Consider the following 16,405-nt stretch of genomic DNA (forward strand, 5'->3'; position numbering starts at 1 on the left):
CCGCGGCCAGGCTCTGTCCGGCCGGATCGGCCGGACAGGACCTGGCCGGCGGACCGGTCGTGGGTGGTGGCGCGGGCGGTCGTGGACCCAGTGAGTGAAGCGCGCGACGGCGCCGCCGGGCGGGTGCGGGGCGGCGCCGCCGTCGCTCAGCCGGTCCGGGCGGGCGCGCCCCGGGGAGATCAGGCGGCCGGTCGGCCCACCAGCAGGTCGCCGGGGATGCCGGCCTTGTCCGGGGCGTAGTAGTCGCGGATCCCGGCGGCCCAGACGGCCACCGTGATGCGGTCCTCGGGGGTGGGGCCGAAGGCGTCGAAGAGGGCGTGGATGTTGGCGTGCTCGAAGCCGATCGCGGTCATCAGCGCCACGAACAGCGGGCGCTCGATCAGGCCGTCGCCGTCCGGGTCGCCGAGCGCGGCCAGGGCGTCGGCGAACTCGCCGGCGGTGGGGCCGAAGCGCTCGGGCGAGAGGACGAAGCCGCCGAACTCCTCGCGGCTGATCACGCCGTCGCCGTCGGTGTCCAACTCGCTGACCAGGGCGGTCCAGTAGCGCCGGAAGGCGGCGCGGATCGCGGCCTTCGCGGCGTCGTCCGAATCGGCGGCGGCCGCGACCACGCGGGCCGTCATCAGGTTGAAGTCGTCGACCTCGACGACGCCGTTGCGGTTGGCGTCGAACAGGGAGAAGACGAGGTCGATCCGCCGGGTGGCCTCGGTGGGCATGTGTCGCTACCTCTTTCCGTGGGTTCACGCGTGTCCGCGGGGCCACGCGTTCCGGTGGGACCGGATGGTGTGCGTCCGATCGGTCTCCCCACTATCGGCCACCCGGGTCGGGGCGGATGAGTCATGATCGATTTCTTCACCTGATGGAGTGAACTATCAGCGTTCGAAAGCCAGTTGGCGCGCAAACGGCCCTGCTCAGGCCGCCGGGGCGGCCGGCCGCCAGTCGGCGGGGCCGGTGGGCGGGAGGTGCCGGGGCAGGCCGGGCGTCCAGCGCTTGGTCCCGTCGGGCAGGACGGCGAGGGCCTCGACGCCGGGCCGCCGGGCGGCCCAGGCGAGCGCGCGGTCGGGGCCCATCGCGAAGGCGGCGGTGGCCCAGGCGTCGGTGCGGGCGATCCCGGTGCCGGGGGCGCCGACCAGGGTCAGCGAGGCGAGGCCGAGCGCCGGCCGGCCGGTGTGCGGATCGAGGATGTGCGCGCCGCGCTCGGCGGTGCCGGAGGTGGCCACCGCGAGGCCGTCGCCGCCCAGGACGGCGGCCAGCGCGCCCGGCCGCAGCGGGTGGGCGACCCCGATCCGCCACGGCCCGCCGGCGGTCTGCACGTCCCCGCCGCCGCTGACGCAGTACTGCCGGGCCCCGGCGGCGCGCAGCAGCCCGGCCGCCTCCTCGACCGCCCATCCCTTGACCCAGCCGCTCGGGTCGAGCCGGCCGCCGGGCCGCTCGGTGAAGAAGCCGTCGGTCTGCGCGGTGACCTCGCGGCAGCTGGCCAGGACGGCGCGGACCTGCGGATCGCAGTCGGCGAGGGCGAGTTCGCCCCGGTCGAGGCGGCTGATGTCGCTGTCCGGCCGGTAGGGCGAGAACACCGCGTCGATCCGGTGCAGCCGGTCGGCGATCCGGCCGAGCGCGGCGGGCGTGCCCGGGCCGGGATCGCGGACGGCGATCGAGAAGACGGTGCCCATGACGGGTTCGGCGTGGCGGAGCACCGCGCCTCACCGCCCGGCGCGGTCGAGCGCGCTCTGCAGGGAGCGGACGTAGCCGTCGCTGGTGAAGGTCGCGCCGCTGACCACGTCGATCCCGGCGCTCTGCGCGGCGATCGCCTCCTGGTTGAGCAGGGGCAGCGCGGAACTGTTGATCTCGCGGTCCCGGCGGTCCTCGGTGGGGTACTTGACGACGTCGACGGCGGTGATCCGGCTGCCGGCGAGGGTGACCTCGACCTGGACGGGGCCGTAACGGGTGTTCACGGCGTCGCCGGTGACCTTCCGGGTGCCGCCGTTGCCGCTGTTGCCGCCGGTGCCACCGGCGGCCGGTGCGGTGGGGGAGCCCGACGGCCCGGCGGTGGCGTCGGAGGCCCCGGCGGCGGCGCCCGACGAACCGGCGCCGGACGAGCCTGCGGTGCCGGACGAACCGGTGCCGGACGCGCCCGCGCCGCCGGAGCTGATCACCGGCGCGGGCCCGGCGGCCCCGTGCGGTTTGAGGGAGAGCAGCAGGACGACTCCGGCCGCGGTGGCGGCACCGGTGACGACGGCTCGGCGCATGGGCGGGGCTCCTCGGGGTGTGGCGGGGGTGGCGTGGTGGGACGGGCTCAGCAGGTCCGGGGGGCTCGGCGAGCGGGCTCAGAAGTCGAAGGACTCCCGGTGGATGCGCCTCGCCCGCACCCCGGCGGCCCGCAGCGAACGGACGGCCTCCTCGGCCAGCGCGTCCGGCCCGCACAGGTAGACCTCGTGCTCGGCGAGGTCGGGGACGAGCCGGGCGAGCGCGCGGCCGAGGTCGCCGATCCGCGCCCGCGGGCCGACCAGTTCGTGCACCGCGGCGCCCCGCCGCCGGGCCACCTCCGCCAGCTCGGCCCGGAACAGCACGTCCTCCGGGCGCCCGGCCCGCTGGACCAGGGTCAGCTCGCCCGGCAGCGTCTCGAACAGCGCCCGCAGCGGGGTGATCCCCACCCCCGCCCCGAGCAGCAGCACCCGGCGCCGCCGTTGCAGCCGCCCGGTGAACGCCCCGTACGGGCCCTCGGCGCGCACCGGGGTGCCCGGGCGCAGCGCGGCCACCGCGGCGCTGTGCCCGCCGAGGTCCTTGACGGTGAAGCGCAGGAAGTCCGGGCGCGGCGGCGCGGACAGCGAGTACGGGTTGGCGGCCCACCGCAGGCCGGGCGCCTGGAACTGGAGGCGGAAGAACTGGCCCGGCTCGGCCCGGAGTTCGTCCAGCCGCCGCCCGGTCAGGAACAGCGACACCACGCCCGGCCCCTCCCGGCGGACCTCCGCCACCCGCAGCCGGTGCCGGCGGTCGAGCAGCCAGGGCCGGGCCAGCCGGTACCAGCCCAGCAGGGCGGCGGTGCCGAGGTAGAGCGCGTACCAGGCGGCGCGGGCCGGGCCGTCGCCGAGGTCGGCGCCGGTGGCCAGCTGGTGGCCGAAGGCGAGCGCCACCGCGAGGTAGGCGGCCAGGTGCAGGTAGTACCAGGCCTCGTACGGGAGGCGGCGCCGGGCGGCCCGGGCGGAGACGGCGCCGGTGCCCAGCATCAGCAGGGTGCCCAGCGCGGCCTTGAGCATCTCGGGGTAGTGGAGGACGATCTCCACGCCCTCGCCGAACAGGCCGCGCCCGTCCGTCAGCGCGTACCCCCAGACGACCGTCAGCACGTGCACCGTCACCACGGCGACCAGCCAGCGCCCGCCGAACGCGTGCCAGCGGGCCAGCCGGTCGGCGCCGACCCCGCGCTCCACCGGCGGCAGCCGGGCCATCAGCAGGAGCAGCACCGGCGCCGCGTACCCGGCGAGCAGGCCGGTGATCCGGCCCGCCCCGGTCAGCCAGCCGGCCGCGCCGGCGACCGCCGGGGTGTCGGACCACCACAGCGCGAGGACGCCGAGCGCCCCGGCGGCGATCAGGCCCAGCACCGCGTCCGGCCGGGCGGCGGCCGGGCGGCGCGGGGCCGCCCGGCGGGTGCGGGCGGCGGGTCTCGGCGGGGCGGCGGTGGCCATCGGGGATCCTCCTTCGGGCCCGGCGGGCGAGCACCGCCGGGGCGCACCACGATCGCACCGCAACCTCTGAGCCGGCTCTGAACCGGGGCCGTCGCCCCCGTCGCCCCCGACAGTGTCGCCGCAGGTCAGGGCAGGTGGAGCGGGTTTGCCGGGTGGCTGCCGGTCTCAGGGCTTTCTCATCGCGGTGGGCCAGGATGACGGTGGCCGACCGCCTGCACCCAGGGAGCACCATGGACGACACCGCCGAGCGGAGCGCCGACCGGCAGGACTGGCGGGTCCTGGTCGTCGACGACGAACCGGACCTGGTGGAGGTGGTCTGCGGCGCGGTCCGCTACGAGGGCTGGCAGGCGCGGGGCGAGACCACCGGACTGGCCGCCGTCCGGGCGGCGGCGCACTGGCGCCCGGACGCCGTGGTGCTCGACATGATGCTCCCCGACCTCGACGGCATGGAGGTGCTGCGCCGCATCCACGCCGAGCGGCCCGAGGTGCGGGTGCTCTTCCTCACCGCCCGGGACGCCGTCGAGGACCGGATCGCGGGCATCGCGGCGGGCGGCGACGACTACGTGACCAAGCCGTTCAGCCTGGCCGAGGTGGTGGTCCGGCTGCGCGGGCTGCTGCGCCGCGCCGCCCCGCCGGGGGCCGCGGGCCAACCGCCCGCGCACGCCCTGGTGCTCGGCGACCTCGTCCTCGACGAGCGGGCCCGCGAGGTCACCCGCGCCGGCGAGGTGGTCGACCTCAGCCCGACCGAGTACGCGCTGCTCGCCCACCTGATGCACCACCCGCGGCAGGTGCTCAGCAAGGCGCAGATCCTGGACGCCGTCTGGTCGTACGACTTCGGCGGGCAGGCGCACGTCGTCGAGCTGTACATCAGCTATCTGCGCAAGAAGCTGGACGCGGGCCGGACGCCGATGATCCACACGGTGCGCGGCGCCGGCTACCTGATCAAGGCGGCCCCGTGACCGGCGGGCCCACGACGGGCGGCCCCGTGACCGGCACGCCCGCGAGGGGCGCCGCCAGGGCGCGCCGCCGGGCCGCCCGGCTGGTGCCGCGGACGCTGCGGGCCCGGCTGATCGCCGGCCTGCTGGTGCTGCTGGTGGTGACCTGCGCCGCGGTCGGCCTCGCCACCACGGCGGCGCTGCGCCACTTCCTGGTGGACCGCCTGGACCAGCAGCTCGCCGACGCCGGCGGGCGCTACGCCGCCAGCCTGGAGCACGCCGGCCAGGGCGGCGGCACCGACACCCGGGCGCAGACCCCCGGCACCCTGGGCGCCCGGCTGCTGGACGGCCGGGTCACCGCGGCGGGCGTGGTCGACGGGGACGCCGACGACGCCAACGGCCCCAGCGCCGACGACCGGCTGGTGTTCTCGCCGGCCGAGCAGCGGGCCCTGGCCGCCCTGCCGGTCGGCGGGCCGGCCCGTACCGTCGACCTGGGCCGCGCGCAGGGCCACTACCGGGTGCGCGCGGTGGCCGGCCGGGACGGTGACGTGCTGGTCAGCGGACTGCCGCTGCGCCCGGCCGAGGACACCGTGGACCGGCTGGCGACCCTGGAGCTGACCGTCTTCGCGATCGCCGTCGCCGGGGCGGGGGCGGCCGGGGCGGTCTGGGTCGGCTGGTCGCTGCGCCCGCTGCGGCGGGTGGTGGGCACGGCCGAGCGGGTCGCCGCGCTGCCGCTCGCCAGCGGCGCCGTCACGCTGGCCGAACGCGTCCCGGACGACGATCCGCGGACGGAGGTCGGCCGGGTCGGCGCGGCGCTCAACCGGATGCTCGGGCACGTGGGCGACGCGCTGGCCCGCCGGCACGCGGTGGAGGAGCGGCTGCGGGCGTTCGCGGCCGACGCCAGCCACGAGCTGCGCACCCCCGTGGCGGCGGTCCGCGGCCACGCCGAACTCGCGCTGCGCCACCCGGGCGCGGTGCCCGGGCCGGTCCGGCACTCGCTGGAGCGGATCGACGCCGAAGCGGTGCGGATGGGCGCGATCGTCGAGGACCTGCTGCTGCTCGCCCGGTTGGACGCCGGCCGGCCGCTGGCCGACGCCGAGGTCGACCTGACCCGGATCGCGCTGAACGCGGTGGCCGACGCCCGGGCGGCCGGGCCCGGGCACCGCTGGCGCCTGGCGCTGCCCGAGGAACCGGTGCTGGTGCGCGGGGACGCGGACCGGCTGAGCCAGGTGGTGGTCAACCTGCTGGCGAACGCCCGGACCCACACCCCGCCCGGCACCGAGGTAGAGCTGAGCCTGGAGCCGGCCGGGGCGGAGGTGCGGCTGGCCGTCGCCGACGACGGCCCGGGGATCGCGCCGGAGCTGGCCGGCCGGATGTTCGAGCGGTTCGTCCGGGGCGACCGCGCCCGCTCGCGCTCGACCGGGTCGACGGGGCTCGGCCTGTCGATCGTGCGGGCGGTGGTCGGGGCGCACGGCGGCACGGTGGACGCGGCGAGCCGGCCGGGGCGCACCGTGTTCACGGTCCGGCTGCCACTCTGATCCGGGTCACCGGGTCACCGGGGCGGGGGAGCGGTGGTGCGGAAGCGCTGGCGGTACTCGGTCGGGGTGGTGTCGAGCCGGCGGCGGAAGGCCCGGACCAGGGTGTCGGTGGTGCCGAACCCGCAGTCGGCGGCGACGCGGTCGAGCGTGGCATCGGTGGATTCGAGCTGGTGGCGGGCGAGTTCGACCCGGGCCGACTCGATGTAGGCGCTGGGCGTGGTGCCCAGTTCGGTCTTGAAGATCCGGGTCAACTGCCGTTCGCTGACGTGGGCGTGGGCGGCGAGATCGGGGACGGTGAGCCGGCCGGTGAGGTTGCGCAGGACGTGGTGGCGCAGCTCCTCGACCCGCCGGGTGGTGGAGACGGGTTCCAGCGGGACGCTGAACTGGCTCTGGCCGCTGGGGCGTTTGAGGTACATCACGAGCTGGCGGGCGACCCTCAGTGCGAGCTCCTCGCCGAAGTCCTCGGCGACCAGGGCGAGGGAGAGGTCGAGGCAGGCGCTGATGCCCGCGCCGGTCCAGACGTCGCCCTCGCGGATGAAGATCGGGTCGGCGTCCACCTCGATCTGCGGGTACTCGGCGGCCAGCTGCGCGGCGGTCGACCAGTGGGTGGTGGCGCGCTTGCCGTCGAGGAGCCCGGCGGCGGCGAGCAGGTGCGCGCCGACGCAGACCGAGGCGATGCGGCGCGAGCGCCCGGCGAGGGCGCGCACCCGGTCGACCACGGCCGGGTCGGTGCGCGGGTGGACCCGGCGCGGGCCGTCCGCCTCGACGGCGCCGGGCACCAGCAGGGTGTCGATGGCGCTCGCGGCGGCCTCGTCGAAGGTGAGGTCGGGCAGGATCCGCACGCCGGCGGCGGTGGTGACCGGGTCCGTGGTCTCGGCGGCGAGGACGACGCGGTAGCCGGTCGCGTCGCCGGTCTCCCGCCGGACGAGGGAGAACACCTCGGGCGGTCCGGTGACGTCGAGCAGGTCGACGCCCTCGAACAGGACGATGACGATCAGTCGTTGTACGGCGCCCACGGCCCCACCTTGCTCTCTCAAGCTCTCTTGATGCTCTCTCGATGTCGGAATCTGCAGGTTAGACGGCATTGCCGACATCCGGTGGCCGGCCGTAGCGTTCCGGAGGTGGGCCGCCGCGGCCATCGCAGCCGCCGCCCGCCGTTTCCCGTGTACCGAACCGAAGGTGGTCCCCCCATGCCCACGACGACCCTGCGTGCCCTGAACGGCCTCGACGAGACGCCCGCCACGCTCGCCGCGTCCACGCTGATCCTGATCGACTACCAGAACACCTACGTGCGTGGCGTGATGGAGCTGGAGGGCTGGCGGGAGGCGCTGGACGCGGCCGCGGCCCTGCTCGCCCGGGCGCGCGCGGCGGGCGCCACGGTCATCCACGTGATCAACGACGGCGGCGCGGGCACCCCGTACGACGTCCGTGCCGAGATCGGGCAGATCCACCCCGCCGTGGCGCCGGCCGAGGGCGAGGCCGTGGTCGTCAAGCAGGCCCCGGACGCCTTCGTCGGCACCGGCCTGGGCGCCCTGCTCGACGAGGCCGGCCACCAGGACGTCGTGGTCGCGGGCTTCATGACCCACATGTGCGTGGCCTTCACCACCGCGGGCGCCTTCCTGCGCGGCAACCGGCCGACCGTCGTCGCCGACGCCTGCGCGACCCGCCCGCTCGCCTCGGTGGGTACCCGGGTGAGCGCCGACCAGCTGCACCGCAGCGCCCTGGCGACCATCGGCGACCTGTACGGCGTGGTCGTGGAGTCCCAGGCCGCGCTGGGCTGAACCGTTCCCGTCGGGGCCCGGCCCGCCGGCCGGGCCCCGACAGCGGCGGCGTCAGGCCAGCGGACGGCAGAGCAGCGCGTCCGGGACGCCGGCGTGCAGCCAGCGCCAGGTGAAGGCGACCCCCGCGACGTACTCGTTCGAGGCGCACTGCCCCTTGTAGGCCCCGGGCGCCCAGTCGCTGGCCGCCGAGTCGGCGCCGGTGGTGACCGGGGGCCGGTTGTCGCCGTGGTCGAACCAGAGCACCCGGTTCGCCCCGGCGGGCGGCGCGGCCGCGGGGGCGCAGAGCAGGGCGGCCATCGCGTCGGCGCGGACGCTGTAGCCGACCGCGAACCGGCCGTCCGGGCACTGGAGTTTGTCGTAGCCGGGCGCCCAGTCGCCGCCGGTGACGTAGCGCTCGTCCGTGACGGCCGTCCAGGCGTCCGGCCCGGTGGCGGGCTGTCCGGCGTCGGTGCACAGGCCGCGGCTGTCACCGCGGCCGAGGCCGATCAGGCGCTGGCCGTCCGGGCAGTTCCCCTTGCGGTTGCCGCTGCTCCAGTCGGGCAGGGCCAGCATCCGCCGGGAGGCGTTCTGGTCGGCGTGGTCGAGGTCGAGCAGGTTCCAGCGGGTGGTGGCCGGCACCCGGCCGGTGTACCCGGGGGCGGCGACCAGCCGGTTCCAGTACGCGGCGCGCCAGTCGCCCGGGTCCTCGACGCTCAGCCGCCGGCCCGCCCGGTCGTAGTGGAGCAGCGCCCAACTGTCCTGCGGTACGCCGTCGTTGTGCCACCCGACCAGCGGCCAGACGGCGAAGTCGGTGTCGTGCTCGGCCAGGATCGCGGTGAAGCGGTCGAACCAGGCCTGCTCCTTGGCGTCGGTCGGGCCCCGACCACCGGCGCCGAACTCGCTGATCCAGACGGGGGCGGTGAAGTGCTGCCCGGCGCGGGTGACGAAGAGCGCCTCCTCGTCCACCACGGCGGCGAGTTGACTGGGCGTCAGGTCCTGGTAGCGGGGATCGCCGGTGGCGCCGGGGCCGCTGCCCGCGCCGGTGTTGGCCGAGCCGGTGTACCCGTAGAAGTGCGCCGAGTAGACGAGTTTGCCCGAGTCGATCAGGGTGTGGGAGAGCGTGGCCACCGGCTTGAGCATCGGACGGCCGTGCGGCAGGCCCGCCAGCGGGACGCCCTGCCAGTTGATGCCCTCCATGATGATCAGCAGGTCGGGGGCGGCCTGGAGGATCCGGTTGCCCGCCTCCTCGAAGGCGGCGTACGTGTCGTGGGCGTCGCCCAGGCCCCAGTTGGGGTCGTCCCAGGTGTCGCGGCGGACCTCGTTGCGCAGGTCGGCGCCGACCACGCGCTTGTTGGCCCGGTACCGGTTCACCATGAACAGCCAGTCCTGCTCCCACGTCTCGGTGGACTGGCCGCTGTTCCACCGCTCGTTGCCGTCCAGGCCGCAGCAGAACCGGTACCCGGTGGTGTGGTTGTTGAGGATCACCGCGAACCCGTCGGCGGTGAGCGCCGCCACCACCGCGTCGTACACCTGCAGCGGGGTGCTGCCGCGCAGCCCGGGGTTGGCGGCGACGGCGGCGTCCGGGACGGCGGCGGTGTCCCGGATCATCGCGTCCGCGAACGGCAGCCGGACGCTGTTCAGCCCGAGGCTGTGGAAGCCCGCCATGATCTCGGACAGCGGCGCCCGGTCGAGGCCGAGCGGCAGGTTGTACGAGACCTGGCCGGCCTGGTTGTTCGCCGGGTCGGTGGTCGGGCCGCTGCCCTGCCACGTGCCCTGCGCGCCGGACCAGTTGCCGGACTTCAGCTTGAACCGGTCGCCCGACGCGTCGACGACGTACCGCCCCCGGGTGCTGAGCGGCCCCGCCCAGGAGGCCGCCAACTGCGCGCCGCTGAGCGGCACCGGGGCGGCGGTGGCGGCGCTGTCGGTGGCGACGGCCGGGGCGGCGTCAGCGGCAGTGGCCGCCGGTGCAACGAGCAACGCGGACAGCGCCGTTGCCGCGGACAGCACGCGGAGCGCGAGTCTTCTCATGATGGTCCCCAGCGGTGAGGGTGGGTGGGTGTCCGTACACGGTCACCCGGGATCCTGGCACAGCCGCGCCCCGCCCGGCAGTCCTCCGGTCCACCCCGTCCACCCTCTGGACGAATACCTCTTACTGAGAGCTAAAATCGGGGGTATGAGTGCGACACCGGAAACGCTCGCCCCCGCACCGGCCGCCGGCCTCCCGGCGACCCCCGATCCCGACGTGGCCGACGAACTCTCCGCCCTGCTGGTCGGCATCCAGCGCCTGGTCCGCCGCCGGCTGCGGCAGGGACTCACCGAGCCGAGGCTGCGCGGAGCGCAGGTCGAACTGCTCCGCCTGGTGACGGACGCCCCCGGACTGCGGGTGTCCGACGCGGCCGAGGAGCTGTGCCTCGCCGGCAACTCGGTCTCCACCCTGGTCAACCAGCTGGTCGCGCTGCGGCTGCTGCGCCGGGAGGTGGACCCGGCCGACCGCCGGGCCGCCCTGCTGTACGCCACCGACGAGGCCGTCGAACGGCTCGCGGTCTGGCGGGCCCGGCGCGCGGCGCTGGTGGGGGAGGTGGTGGCCGGGCTGCCCGCCGACTCCCGCGCGGCCCTGGCCGCCGCGGTGCCCGCGCTGCGCGAGGTGGCGACGGGCCTGCGCACCCGTCCCGGTGAGCCGGGGGAGGAGGAGCGATGACGTTCCCGGAGGACGGCGGTGACGCGGCGGTGGTCTGCCGCGGCCTGGAGTACACCTTCCACCACGGGCGCGGGAAGGGCGCCGGCACCAAGGCCGTCGACGGTGTCGACCTGACCGTGCGCACCGGCGAGGTGTTCGGCCTGCTCGGCCCCAACGGTGCCGGCAAGACCACCACGATCCGGGCGATCACCACCCTGCTGCCGGTCCGCGCCGGCATGGTGCGGGTCTTCGGCCACGACCCCGCCCGGCAGCGGATGGAGGTCCGCCGGCTGCTCGGCTACGTGCCGCAGCAGCTCTCCGCGGACGGCGGGCTGACCGGCCGGGAGAACGTCGCGCTGTTCGCCCGCGTCTTCGACGTGTCGCACGGCGAGCGCCGCGAGCGGGTCGCCCAGGCGCTGGCCGCCGTCGGCCTCGCCGATGCGGCCGACCGGATGGCCGGCACCTACTCCGGCGGCATGGTCCGTCGGCTGGAGCTCGCCCAGGCCCTGGTCAGCGCCCCGCGCCTGCTGGTGATGGACGAGCCGACCATCGGCCTGGACCCGATCGCCCGCACCGGCGTCTGGGAGTGCGTCGAGGCGGTCCGCCGGGCCACCGGGATGACGGTGCTGGTCACCACCCACTACATGGACGAGGCCGACCGCTACTGCGACCGGATCGCCCTGATGGACCGCGGCCGGATCCGCGCGCTCGGCACCACCGAGGAGCTGAAGACCGTGGTCCGCGCGCAGGATCCGCAGCTCACCGACCCCAGTCTGGACGACGTGTTCCGCCACTTCGCGGGCCGCGAGCTGGCCCCCGGCGAGGCCCCGGAAGGAGAGTTCAGCGATGTCCGCCGTACCCGCCGCACCGCCTCCCGCGTCGGCTGAGCCCCCGGGCCCCGCCGCCGCCTCCGCCTCCGCCTCCGCCTCCGCCTCCGCCACCGCGACCGCAGCCCGTCCCGACCTGGGCCTGCTGCTGGTCCCCCCGCGCGCCCGCACCGGCTGGCGGCTGGTGCCCGCCCGGACGCTGGCGATGTGCACCGTCGAGCTGCAGAAGCTGCGCCACGACCGCACCGAGCTCTACACCCGGGCCGTGCAGCCCGCGCTGTGGCTGCTGATCTTCGGGGAGACCTTCACCCGGCTCAAGGCCATACCCACCGGCGGCATCCCCTACCTGGACTTCCTCGCCCCCGGGATCATCGCCCAGTCCGCCATGTTCATCGCGATCTTCTACGGCATCATGATCATCTGGGAGCGGGACTCCGGGGTGCTCACCAAACTGCTGGTCACCCCCACCCCGCGGGCCGCGCTGGTGACCGGCAAGGCCTTCGCCGCCGGGGTGAAGGCGGTGATCCAGGCCGTCGTCGTGGTGGTGATCGCCGCCCTGCTCGGAGTCGCGATGACCTGGAACCCGCTGCGGCTGCTCGGGGTCGTGGTCGCCGTGCTGCTCGGCTCGGCGTTCTTCTCCTGCCTCTCGATGACCATCGCCGGCATCGTGCTCACCCGCGACCGGCTGATGGGCATCGGCCAGGCGATCACCATGCCGCTCTTCTTCGGCTCCAACGCCCTCTACCCGGTGGACCTGATGCCGGGCTGGCTCCAGGTGGTCAGCCGGGCCAACCCGCTCAGCTACCAGGTCGACGCCCTGCGCGGCCTGCTGATCGGCACCCGCGCCCACCTCCCGCTCGACTTCGCCGTCCTGACCCTGGCCACCGTGCTCGGCATCACCGCGGCCTCCGCCCTCCTCGGCCGCCTGGCCCGCTGACCCCCGCGCCGCCGCCGGGCCGCACGCGGGGTCAGCCGCGCGGCTGGCGGGGCAGGGCGAGGGTGAGGGCCTCGGGGGAGGCGGGCGGAAGGGCGAGCGCGGAGACGGTCTCGGCGGGGAGCGGGCGCAGGCCGAGCAGGGCGGTGGCCAGGCGGGTGGTGGCCCGGTGCCAGTCGGGGATGCGCTGGAGCATGGCGTGGCCGCTGCCGGTGACGGTGTAGCCGCAGACGCGGGCGCCGGCGGCCCGGCTGCGGGCGGCGAAGGCCCGGGTCTCGGCGGGCGGGGTGACCTTGTCGCGGTCGCCGTGCAGCAGCAGCACGTCCCGCCCGGCCAACTGCTCGCACGGGTCCTCGGCCGGGCACCAGGGGGCGAGGGCGACCAGGCCGGTGACGGCCGGGTGACCGCCGGCCCGCAGGGCCGCGCGCCCGCCCATCGAGTGCCCGATCAGGACGGTCGGCACCTCGCCCAGCTCCCGGGCCAGCTCGTCGAGGGCGGCGAGGGCGTCCAGCGCGGCGTCGGCGCGCTGCCCGTTCCAGCCCCGGTGGCGGTAGCGGACGGTGCCGACGGCCACGTCGGCGCCTGCGGTGTCCTTGGCGAGGGAGCGCAGGAAGCCGTGCATCCGCAGCAGCGGCAGGTTGACCGGACCGGGCCGGGAGAGGTTGTGCTCCTCGCCCCCGTGCAGCACCAGGACGGCGGCGCGCGGCGCCTCGGGCCGCACCCGCCAGCGCAGTGCCGGGTGCCCGGCCGTGCTGCCGGTCGTCGTGCCGCCGTCCACCGTCTCGCTGCTCACACCCGCACCGTCCCGTCCCGTCCCGCCCCCGTCCCCGTGCTCTTGAACATCACTTTACGCGGGGCGTCTACGGGCCCGTTTCACCCGGGGGGAGCAGCCCGGGGACCAGGCGCGCGCGGGTCGGGCGGGGTGCTGCTATCCACGAAGGGTGGGGGGCCGCACGCGCCGCTCGTGGCGCCGTGTCACCGAGTGGAGGACTCCGTGGCTCAGCAGCTCGCACTCTCCGTGGACTTCGGATCGGGTTTCACCGACGCCTGGTCCAAGATCGCGAAATTCATCCCGCAGTTCATCGCCTTCCTGGCGATCCTGGTCATCGGCTGGATCGTGGCGAAGGCGATCGCCAAGGTCCTGGACCGCGTGCTGCGCAAGGTCGGTTCGGAGCGGGTCGCCGAGCGGGCCGGGATGGCCCGCCACCTGAGCGGGTCGAACTACGACATGACCGGCATCATCTGCAAGATCGTCTACTACGCGATCCTGCTGATGGTGCTGCAACTGGCGTTCGGCGTCTTCGGCCCGAACCCGATCAGCGTGATGATCCACAGCATCGTCGCCTGGCTGCCCAGGGGCATCGTGGCGGTCGCGATCGTGGTGGTCGCGATGGCCATCGCCAACGGTGTCCGCGACATCGTGCGCAACGCGCTCGCCGGCGCCTCGTACGGCCGGACGGTCGCCACGATCGCCTGGGCGTTCATCGTCGCGCTGGGCGTGATCGCGGCGCTCGGCCAGGCCGGGATCGCCACCGCGATCACCGGACCGGTGCTGATCGCGGTGCTCGCCACGATCGCCGGTGTGCTGGTGGTGGGCGTCGGAGGCGGCCTGATCCTGCCGATGCGCCAGCGCTGGGAGCGCTGGCTGGGCCACGCCGAGCAGGAGAGCGCCAAACTGCGCGGCAACGCCTACCAGGCGGGCCGGGCGGACGTGCTGGCCAACCAGCCGGCCCGGCCGACCACCCAGGCCGCTCCGGGCACCACCCCGCCGCCGCCCGGCATCGACCCGGGCCGCCCGGGCGACCAGCCGAGCTAGGCAGCGACCCGCAGCGGGTTCAGGCCCGCAGCAGGCCCTGCTCGCGCACCAGCCAGCAGATCGCGGTCAGCCGGTGCACCGCGTAGTCGTACCCCACCGGCTCCCGCCAGCCGATCTCGGTGAGCGCGTCCAGGAAGCCGAGCGCGTAGTCCGACAGTTCCTCACGGTCCAGGGGCCGGGGCGCCAGCTCCGGCCCCTGTGCGTACAGCAGTTCGCGCAGCATCGCGACGTGCTGGTCGACCATCGCGACGAAGCCGGGCTCGAAGGCGAACTCGGCCAGCCGTGGCGTGAACGCGGCGACGATGCCGGGCAGCGGGCAGCCGGCCGGCTCGTGGGGGGAGCGCCGGAAGGACTCGTCGGGGGTGGCGAACATCCGTCCACGGTAGGCGAGCGGGTCGGCCGGACCGGCGGCTCGTGACGGTTCCGTGCTGAGACCTTGGCCACCTTCGGGAGCTTCGGCGGCTTGGCCGGTTCTCTGCGCCGATCCGCCGGTGGTCTGTACCAGAATGGTCCGCATGGATCTCCGCATCTTCACCGAACCGCAGCAGGGCGCGAGCTACGACACCCTCCTGGCGGTCGCCCGGGCCGCCGAGGACCTGGGCGCCTTCAGCGCCTTCTTCCGCTCCGACCACTACCTGAAGATGGGCGACGTCGACGGCCTGCCCGGGCCGACCGACGCCTGGATCACCCTGGCCGGCCTCGCCCGCGACACCCGCACCATCCGCCTCGGCACCCTGATGACCGCCGCCACCTTCCGCCTGCCCGGCGTCACCGCGATCCAGGTCGCCCAGGTGGACGCGATGAGCGGCGGCCGGGTCGAGTTCGGCCTCGGCGCCGGCTGGTACGAGGCCGAGCACGCCGCCTACGGCATCCCCTTCCCGAAGGAGAAGTTCGGGCGGCTGGAGGAGCAGCTGGCGATCATCACCGGCCTGTGGAACACCAAGCTCGGCGACACCTTCGACTTCGCCGGCGAGTACTACACGCTGACCGACTCGCCGGCGCTGCCCAAGCCGGCCCAGGACCGGATCCCGGTGCTGGTCGGCGGGCTCGGCCCGAAGCGGACCCCGGCGCTGGCCGCCCGCTTCGCCGACGAGTTCAACCTGCCGTTCGCCTCGGTGGAGGACAGCGCCGCCCAGTTCGGCCGGGTCAAGGCCGCCGTCGAGCAGGCCGGGCGCTCGGCCGGCGACCTGGTGTACTCCAACGCCCTGGTGGCCTGCGTCGGCCGCGACGACGCCGAGGTGGCCCGCCGGGCGGCCGTGATCGGCCGGGACGTGGACGAGCTGAAGGCCAACGGCCTGGCCGGCACCCCGGACGAGGTCGCCGAGAAGATCGGCCGGTACGCGGCCGTCGGCAGCGAGCGGGTCTACCTGCAGATTCTGGACCTGGACGACCTCGACCACCTGGAGCTCATCGCCTCCCGGGTCGCCCCCCAGCTCGGCTGACCCACCCGCACGGCACGACCTGATCCGGCACCGGCCGGCCGGGCCCGGAGACCACCGCTCTTTACTCGCTCTTGGGAATGCGTAATGCTCCGAGGGAGGGAACGGCGCGGGGAGGACCGGTGACCAGGACGAGAACGGCGGAGGCGGCGGCACCCCGGGTGCCGCCGCCCCCTGGACGGGGCCCCGCCGCCCCGCAGGCCTTACGGGTGCAGCCCGGCCTGCACGACCTGCGGACCGGCCCCGCCCCGGTGGCGCTGCACTACCCCGCCGGCGACCTGCTGGTCGTCTCCGGGCTGCCCGGCAGCGGCAAGAGCACCCTGATGCGCCGCTGCGTGCGCGCCCCGCTGGTCGACTCCCAGCTGGTCCGCGAGGAGTACGCGGCCAGGCTGCCCGGCCGCCTCCCGTACGCCCTCTACCGCCCGCTGGCGCGGATCGCGCACTACCGGCGGCTGCGGCGCGCGGTGCTGGCCGGCGGGCCGCTCGCCGTCCACGACTGCGGCTCGCTGTCCTGGGTGCGGCTCTGGCTGACCCGCACCGCCGCCCGGCAGGGCCGCCGGGTGCACCTGCTGCTGCTGGACGCCGAACCGGCCGAGGCGCGGGAGGGCCAGCAGAGCCGGGGGCAGAGCGTCTCGCGCTACGCCTTCCTCCGGCACCGGGCCTCCGTCGACAGGCTGCGGCGCCGGCTCACCGGGGCCGGACGGCCGCCGGAGGGCTGTGCGTCGGCCGTGGTACTCGACCGGGCCGCCGCGCGCGCCCTGCGGGAGATCGTCTTCGCCGCGTCGTAGTCTCGGCGGGTCCG

The 16,405-nt window shown here is 75.5% G+C and carries 17 protein-coding genes; 9 read left to right on the forward strand and 8 right to left on the reverse strand.

The window, feature by feature from the left end; translation table 11 throughout:
• Positions 1-179: 179 nt before the first annotated feature.
• The 4 genes from ACFVTF_RS18750 to ACFVTF_RS18765 all read right to left on the reverse strand — a co-directional run bounded on the left by ACFVTF_RS18750 (position 180) and on the right by ACFVTF_RS18765 (position 3,677).
• Entirely contained in the window at positions 180-713 is a 534-nt protein-coding gene (locus ACFVTF_RS18750; RefSeq protein ID WP_371521794.1) for an EF-hand domain-containing protein, read from the reverse strand.
• A gap of 195 nt (positions 714-908) precedes the next feature.
• The gene (locus ACFVTF_RS18755) at positions 909-1,667 is read right to left on the reverse strand and encodes an FAD:protein FMN transferase (protein WP_387814936.1); all 759 of its coding nucleotides are present in this window, start codon (positions 1,665-1,667) and stop codon (positions 909-911) included.
• 30 nt (positions 1,668-1,697) lie between these two features.
• Positions 1,698-2,243 carry an FMN-binding protein gene (locus ACFVTF_RS18760; protein WP_387814730.1) on the reverse strand — a complete coding sequence of 182 codons (546 nt, stop codon included), beginning with the start codon at positions 2,241-2,243 and terminating at the stop codon, positions 1,698-1,700.
• A gap of 78 nt (positions 2,244-2,321) precedes the next feature.
• Complete coding sequence (locus ACFVTF_RS18765) at positions 2,322-3,677, reverse strand: ferric reductase-like transmembrane domain-containing protein (protein ID WP_387814732.1); 1,356 nt, start codon at positions 3,675-3,677, stop codon at positions 2,322-2,324.
• A 230-nt stretch (positions 3,678-3,907) separates the two neighbouring features.
• Between ACFVTF_RS18765 and ACFVTF_RS18770 the strand changes: the two genes are divergently transcribed.
• Positions 3,908-4,636 carry a response regulator transcription factor gene (locus ACFVTF_RS18770; RefSeq protein ID WP_387814734.1) on the forward strand — a complete coding sequence of 243 codons (729 nt, stop codon included), beginning with the start codon at positions 3,908-3,910 and terminating at the stop codon, positions 4,634-4,636.
• A gap of 26 nt (positions 4,637-4,662) precedes the next feature.
• Positions 4,663-6,150, forward strand: coding sequence for a sensor histidine kinase (locus ACFVTF_RS18775; RefSeq protein ID WP_387814736.1), 1,488 nt, complete (start codon positions 4,663-4,665; stop codon positions 6,148-6,150).
• Between the two features lie 14 nt (positions 6,151-6,164).
• Here the strand turns inward: ACFVTF_RS18775 and ACFVTF_RS18780 are convergent, their stop codons facing one another.
• Positions 6,165-7,166: a GlxA family transcriptional regulator gene (locus ACFVTF_RS18780; protein ID WP_387814738.1), complete on the reverse strand. Its 1,002-nt coding sequence runs from the start codon at positions 7,164-7,166 to the stop codon at positions 6,165-6,167.
• A 174-nt stretch (positions 7,167-7,340) separates the two neighbouring features.
• On the opposite strand from ACFVTF_RS18780, the gene ACFVTF_RS18785 reads away from it, so the two are divergent.
• Positions 7,341-7,931 carry an isochorismatase family protein gene (locus tag ACFVTF_RS18785; RefSeq protein WP_387814740.1) on the forward strand — a complete coding sequence of 197 codons (591 nt, stop codon included), beginning with the start codon at positions 7,341-7,343 and terminating at the stop codon, positions 7,929-7,931.
• A 51-nt stretch (positions 7,932-7,982) separates the two neighbouring features.
• Here the strand turns inward: ACFVTF_RS18785 and ACFVTF_RS18790 are convergent, their stop codons facing one another.
• Positions 7,983-9,938, reverse strand: a complete 1,956-nt coding sequence (locus ACFVTF_RS18790; RefSeq protein WP_387814742.1) for a glycoside hydrolase family 5 protein — start codon at positions 9,936-9,938, stop codon at positions 7,983-7,985.
• Positions 9,939-10,083: 145 nt separating this feature from the next.
• Here ACFVTF_RS18790 and ACFVTF_RS18795 point away from each other — a divergent pair, with 145 nt between their 5' ends.
• From ACFVTF_RS18795 to ACFVTF_RS18805, 3 genes are read left to right on the forward strand one after another with little or no spacing between them, the layout of a single operon-like run.
• The gene (locus tag ACFVTF_RS18795) at positions 10,084-10,608 is read left to right on the forward strand and encodes a MarR family winged helix-turn-helix transcriptional regulator (protein WP_387814744.1); all 525 of its coding nucleotides are present in this window, start codon (positions 10,084-10,086) and stop codon (positions 10,606-10,608) included.
• Entirely contained in the window at positions 10,605-11,474 is an 870-nt protein-coding gene (locus ACFVTF_RS18800; protein WP_387814746.1) for an ABC transporter ATP-binding protein, read from the forward strand. The genes ACFVTF_RS18795 and ACFVTF_RS18800 overlap by 4 nt, the downstream gene beginning before the upstream one ends.
• Positions 11,434-12,351: an ABC transporter permease gene (locus ACFVTF_RS18805; protein WP_387814748.1), complete on the forward strand. Its 918-nt coding sequence runs from the start codon at positions 11,434-11,436 to the stop codon at positions 12,349-12,351. The genes ACFVTF_RS18800 and ACFVTF_RS18805 overlap by 41 nt, the downstream gene beginning before the upstream one ends.
• Positions 12,352-12,382: 31 nt before the next feature.
• Here the strand turns inward: ACFVTF_RS18805 and ACFVTF_RS18810 are convergent, their stop codons facing one another.
• Positions 12,383-13,141, reverse strand: coding sequence for an alpha/beta hydrolase (locus ACFVTF_RS18810; protein ID WP_387814750.1), 759 nt, complete (start codon positions 13,139-13,141; stop codon positions 12,383-12,385).
• Positions 13,142-13,342: 201 nt separating this feature from the next.
• On the opposite strand from ACFVTF_RS18810, the gene ACFVTF_RS18815 reads away from it, so the two are divergent.
• The gene (locus ACFVTF_RS18815) at positions 13,343-14,164 is read left to right on the forward strand and encodes a hypothetical protein (protein WP_387814752.1); all 822 of its coding nucleotides are present in this window, start codon (positions 13,343-13,345) and stop codon (positions 14,162-14,164) included.
• Between the two features lie 19 nt (positions 14,165-14,183).
• Here the strand turns inward: ACFVTF_RS18815 and ACFVTF_RS18820 are convergent, their stop codons facing one another.
• Entirely contained in the window at positions 14,184-14,537 is a 354-nt protein-coding gene (locus ACFVTF_RS18820; protein ID WP_371521818.1) for a DUF6401 family natural product biosynthesis protein, read from the reverse strand.
• 142 nt (positions 14,538-14,679) lie between these two features.
• On the opposite strand from ACFVTF_RS18820, the gene ACFVTF_RS18825 reads away from it, so the two are divergent.
• Together ACFVTF_RS18825 and ACFVTF_RS18830 are read left to right on the forward strand one after the other, a co-directional pair.
• Positions 14,680-15,606: an LLM class F420-dependent oxidoreductase gene (locus ACFVTF_RS18825; RefSeq protein ID WP_371521820.1), complete on the forward strand. Its 927-nt coding sequence runs from the start codon at positions 14,680-14,682 to the stop codon at positions 15,604-15,606.
• Between the two features lie 119 nt (positions 15,607-15,725).
• A complete protein-coding gene (locus ACFVTF_RS18830) occupies positions 15,726-16,391 on the forward strand; it encodes an AAA family ATPase (RefSeq protein ID WP_387814755.1) in 666 nt (221 codons plus the stop codon).
• The last annotated feature ends 14 nt before the right edge of the window (positions 16,392-16,405 follow it).

This window comes from Kitasatospora sp. NPDC057940, from assembly GCF_042887425.1.
GTDB lineage: Bacteria > Actinomycetota > Actinomycetes > Streptomycetales > Streptomycetaceae > Kitasatospora.

Coding starts and splice junctions, on each gene's coding strand:
- ACFVTF_RS18820 (WP_371521818.1), bottom strand. CDS start 14,537: ATGTTCGCCACCCCCGACGAGTCCTTCCGGCGCTCCCCCCACGAGCCG.
- ACFVTF_RS18770 (WP_387814734.1), top strand. CDS start 3,908: ATGGACGACACCGCCGAGCGGAGCGCCGACCGGCAGGACTGGCGGGTC.
- ACFVTF_RS18800 (WP_387814746.1), top strand. CDS start 10,605: ATGACGTTCCCGGAGGACGGCGGTGACGCGGCGGTGGTCTGCCGCGGC.
- ACFVTF_RS18755 (WP_387814936.1), bottom strand. CDS start 1,667: ATGGGCACCGTCTTCTCGATCGCCGTCCGCGATCCCGGCCCGGGCACG.
- ACFVTF_RS18765 (WP_387814732.1), bottom strand. CDS start 3,677: ATGGCCACCGCCGCCCCGCCGAGACCCGCCGCCCGCACCCGCCGGGCG.
- ACFVTF_RS18760 (WP_387814730.1), bottom strand. CDS start 2,243: ATGCGCCGAGCCGTCGTCACCGGTGCCGCCACCGCGGCCGGAGTCGTC.
- ACFVTF_RS18785 (WP_387814740.1), top strand. CDS start 7,341: ATGCCCACGACGACCCTGCGTGCCCTGAACGGCCTCGACGAGACGCCC.
- ACFVTF_RS18825 (WP_371521820.1), top strand. CDS start 14,680: ATGGATCTCCGCATCTTCACCGAACCGCAGCAGGGCGCGAGCTACGAC.
- ACFVTF_RS18790 (WP_387814742.1), bottom strand. CDS start 9,938: ATGAGAAGACTCGCGCTCCGCGTGCTGTCCGCGGCAACGGCGCTGTCC.
- ACFVTF_RS18805 (WP_387814748.1), top strand. CDS start 11,434: ATGTCCGCCGTACCCGCCGCACCGCCTCCCGCGTCGGCTGAGCCCCCG.
- ACFVTF_RS18795 (WP_387814744.1), top strand. CDS start 10,084: ATGAGTGCGACACCGGAAACGCTCGCCCCCGCACCGGCCGCCGGCCTC.
- ACFVTF_RS18750 (WP_371521794.1), bottom strand. CDS start 713: ATGCCCACCGAGGCCACCCGGCGGATCGACCTCGTCTTCTCCCTGTTC.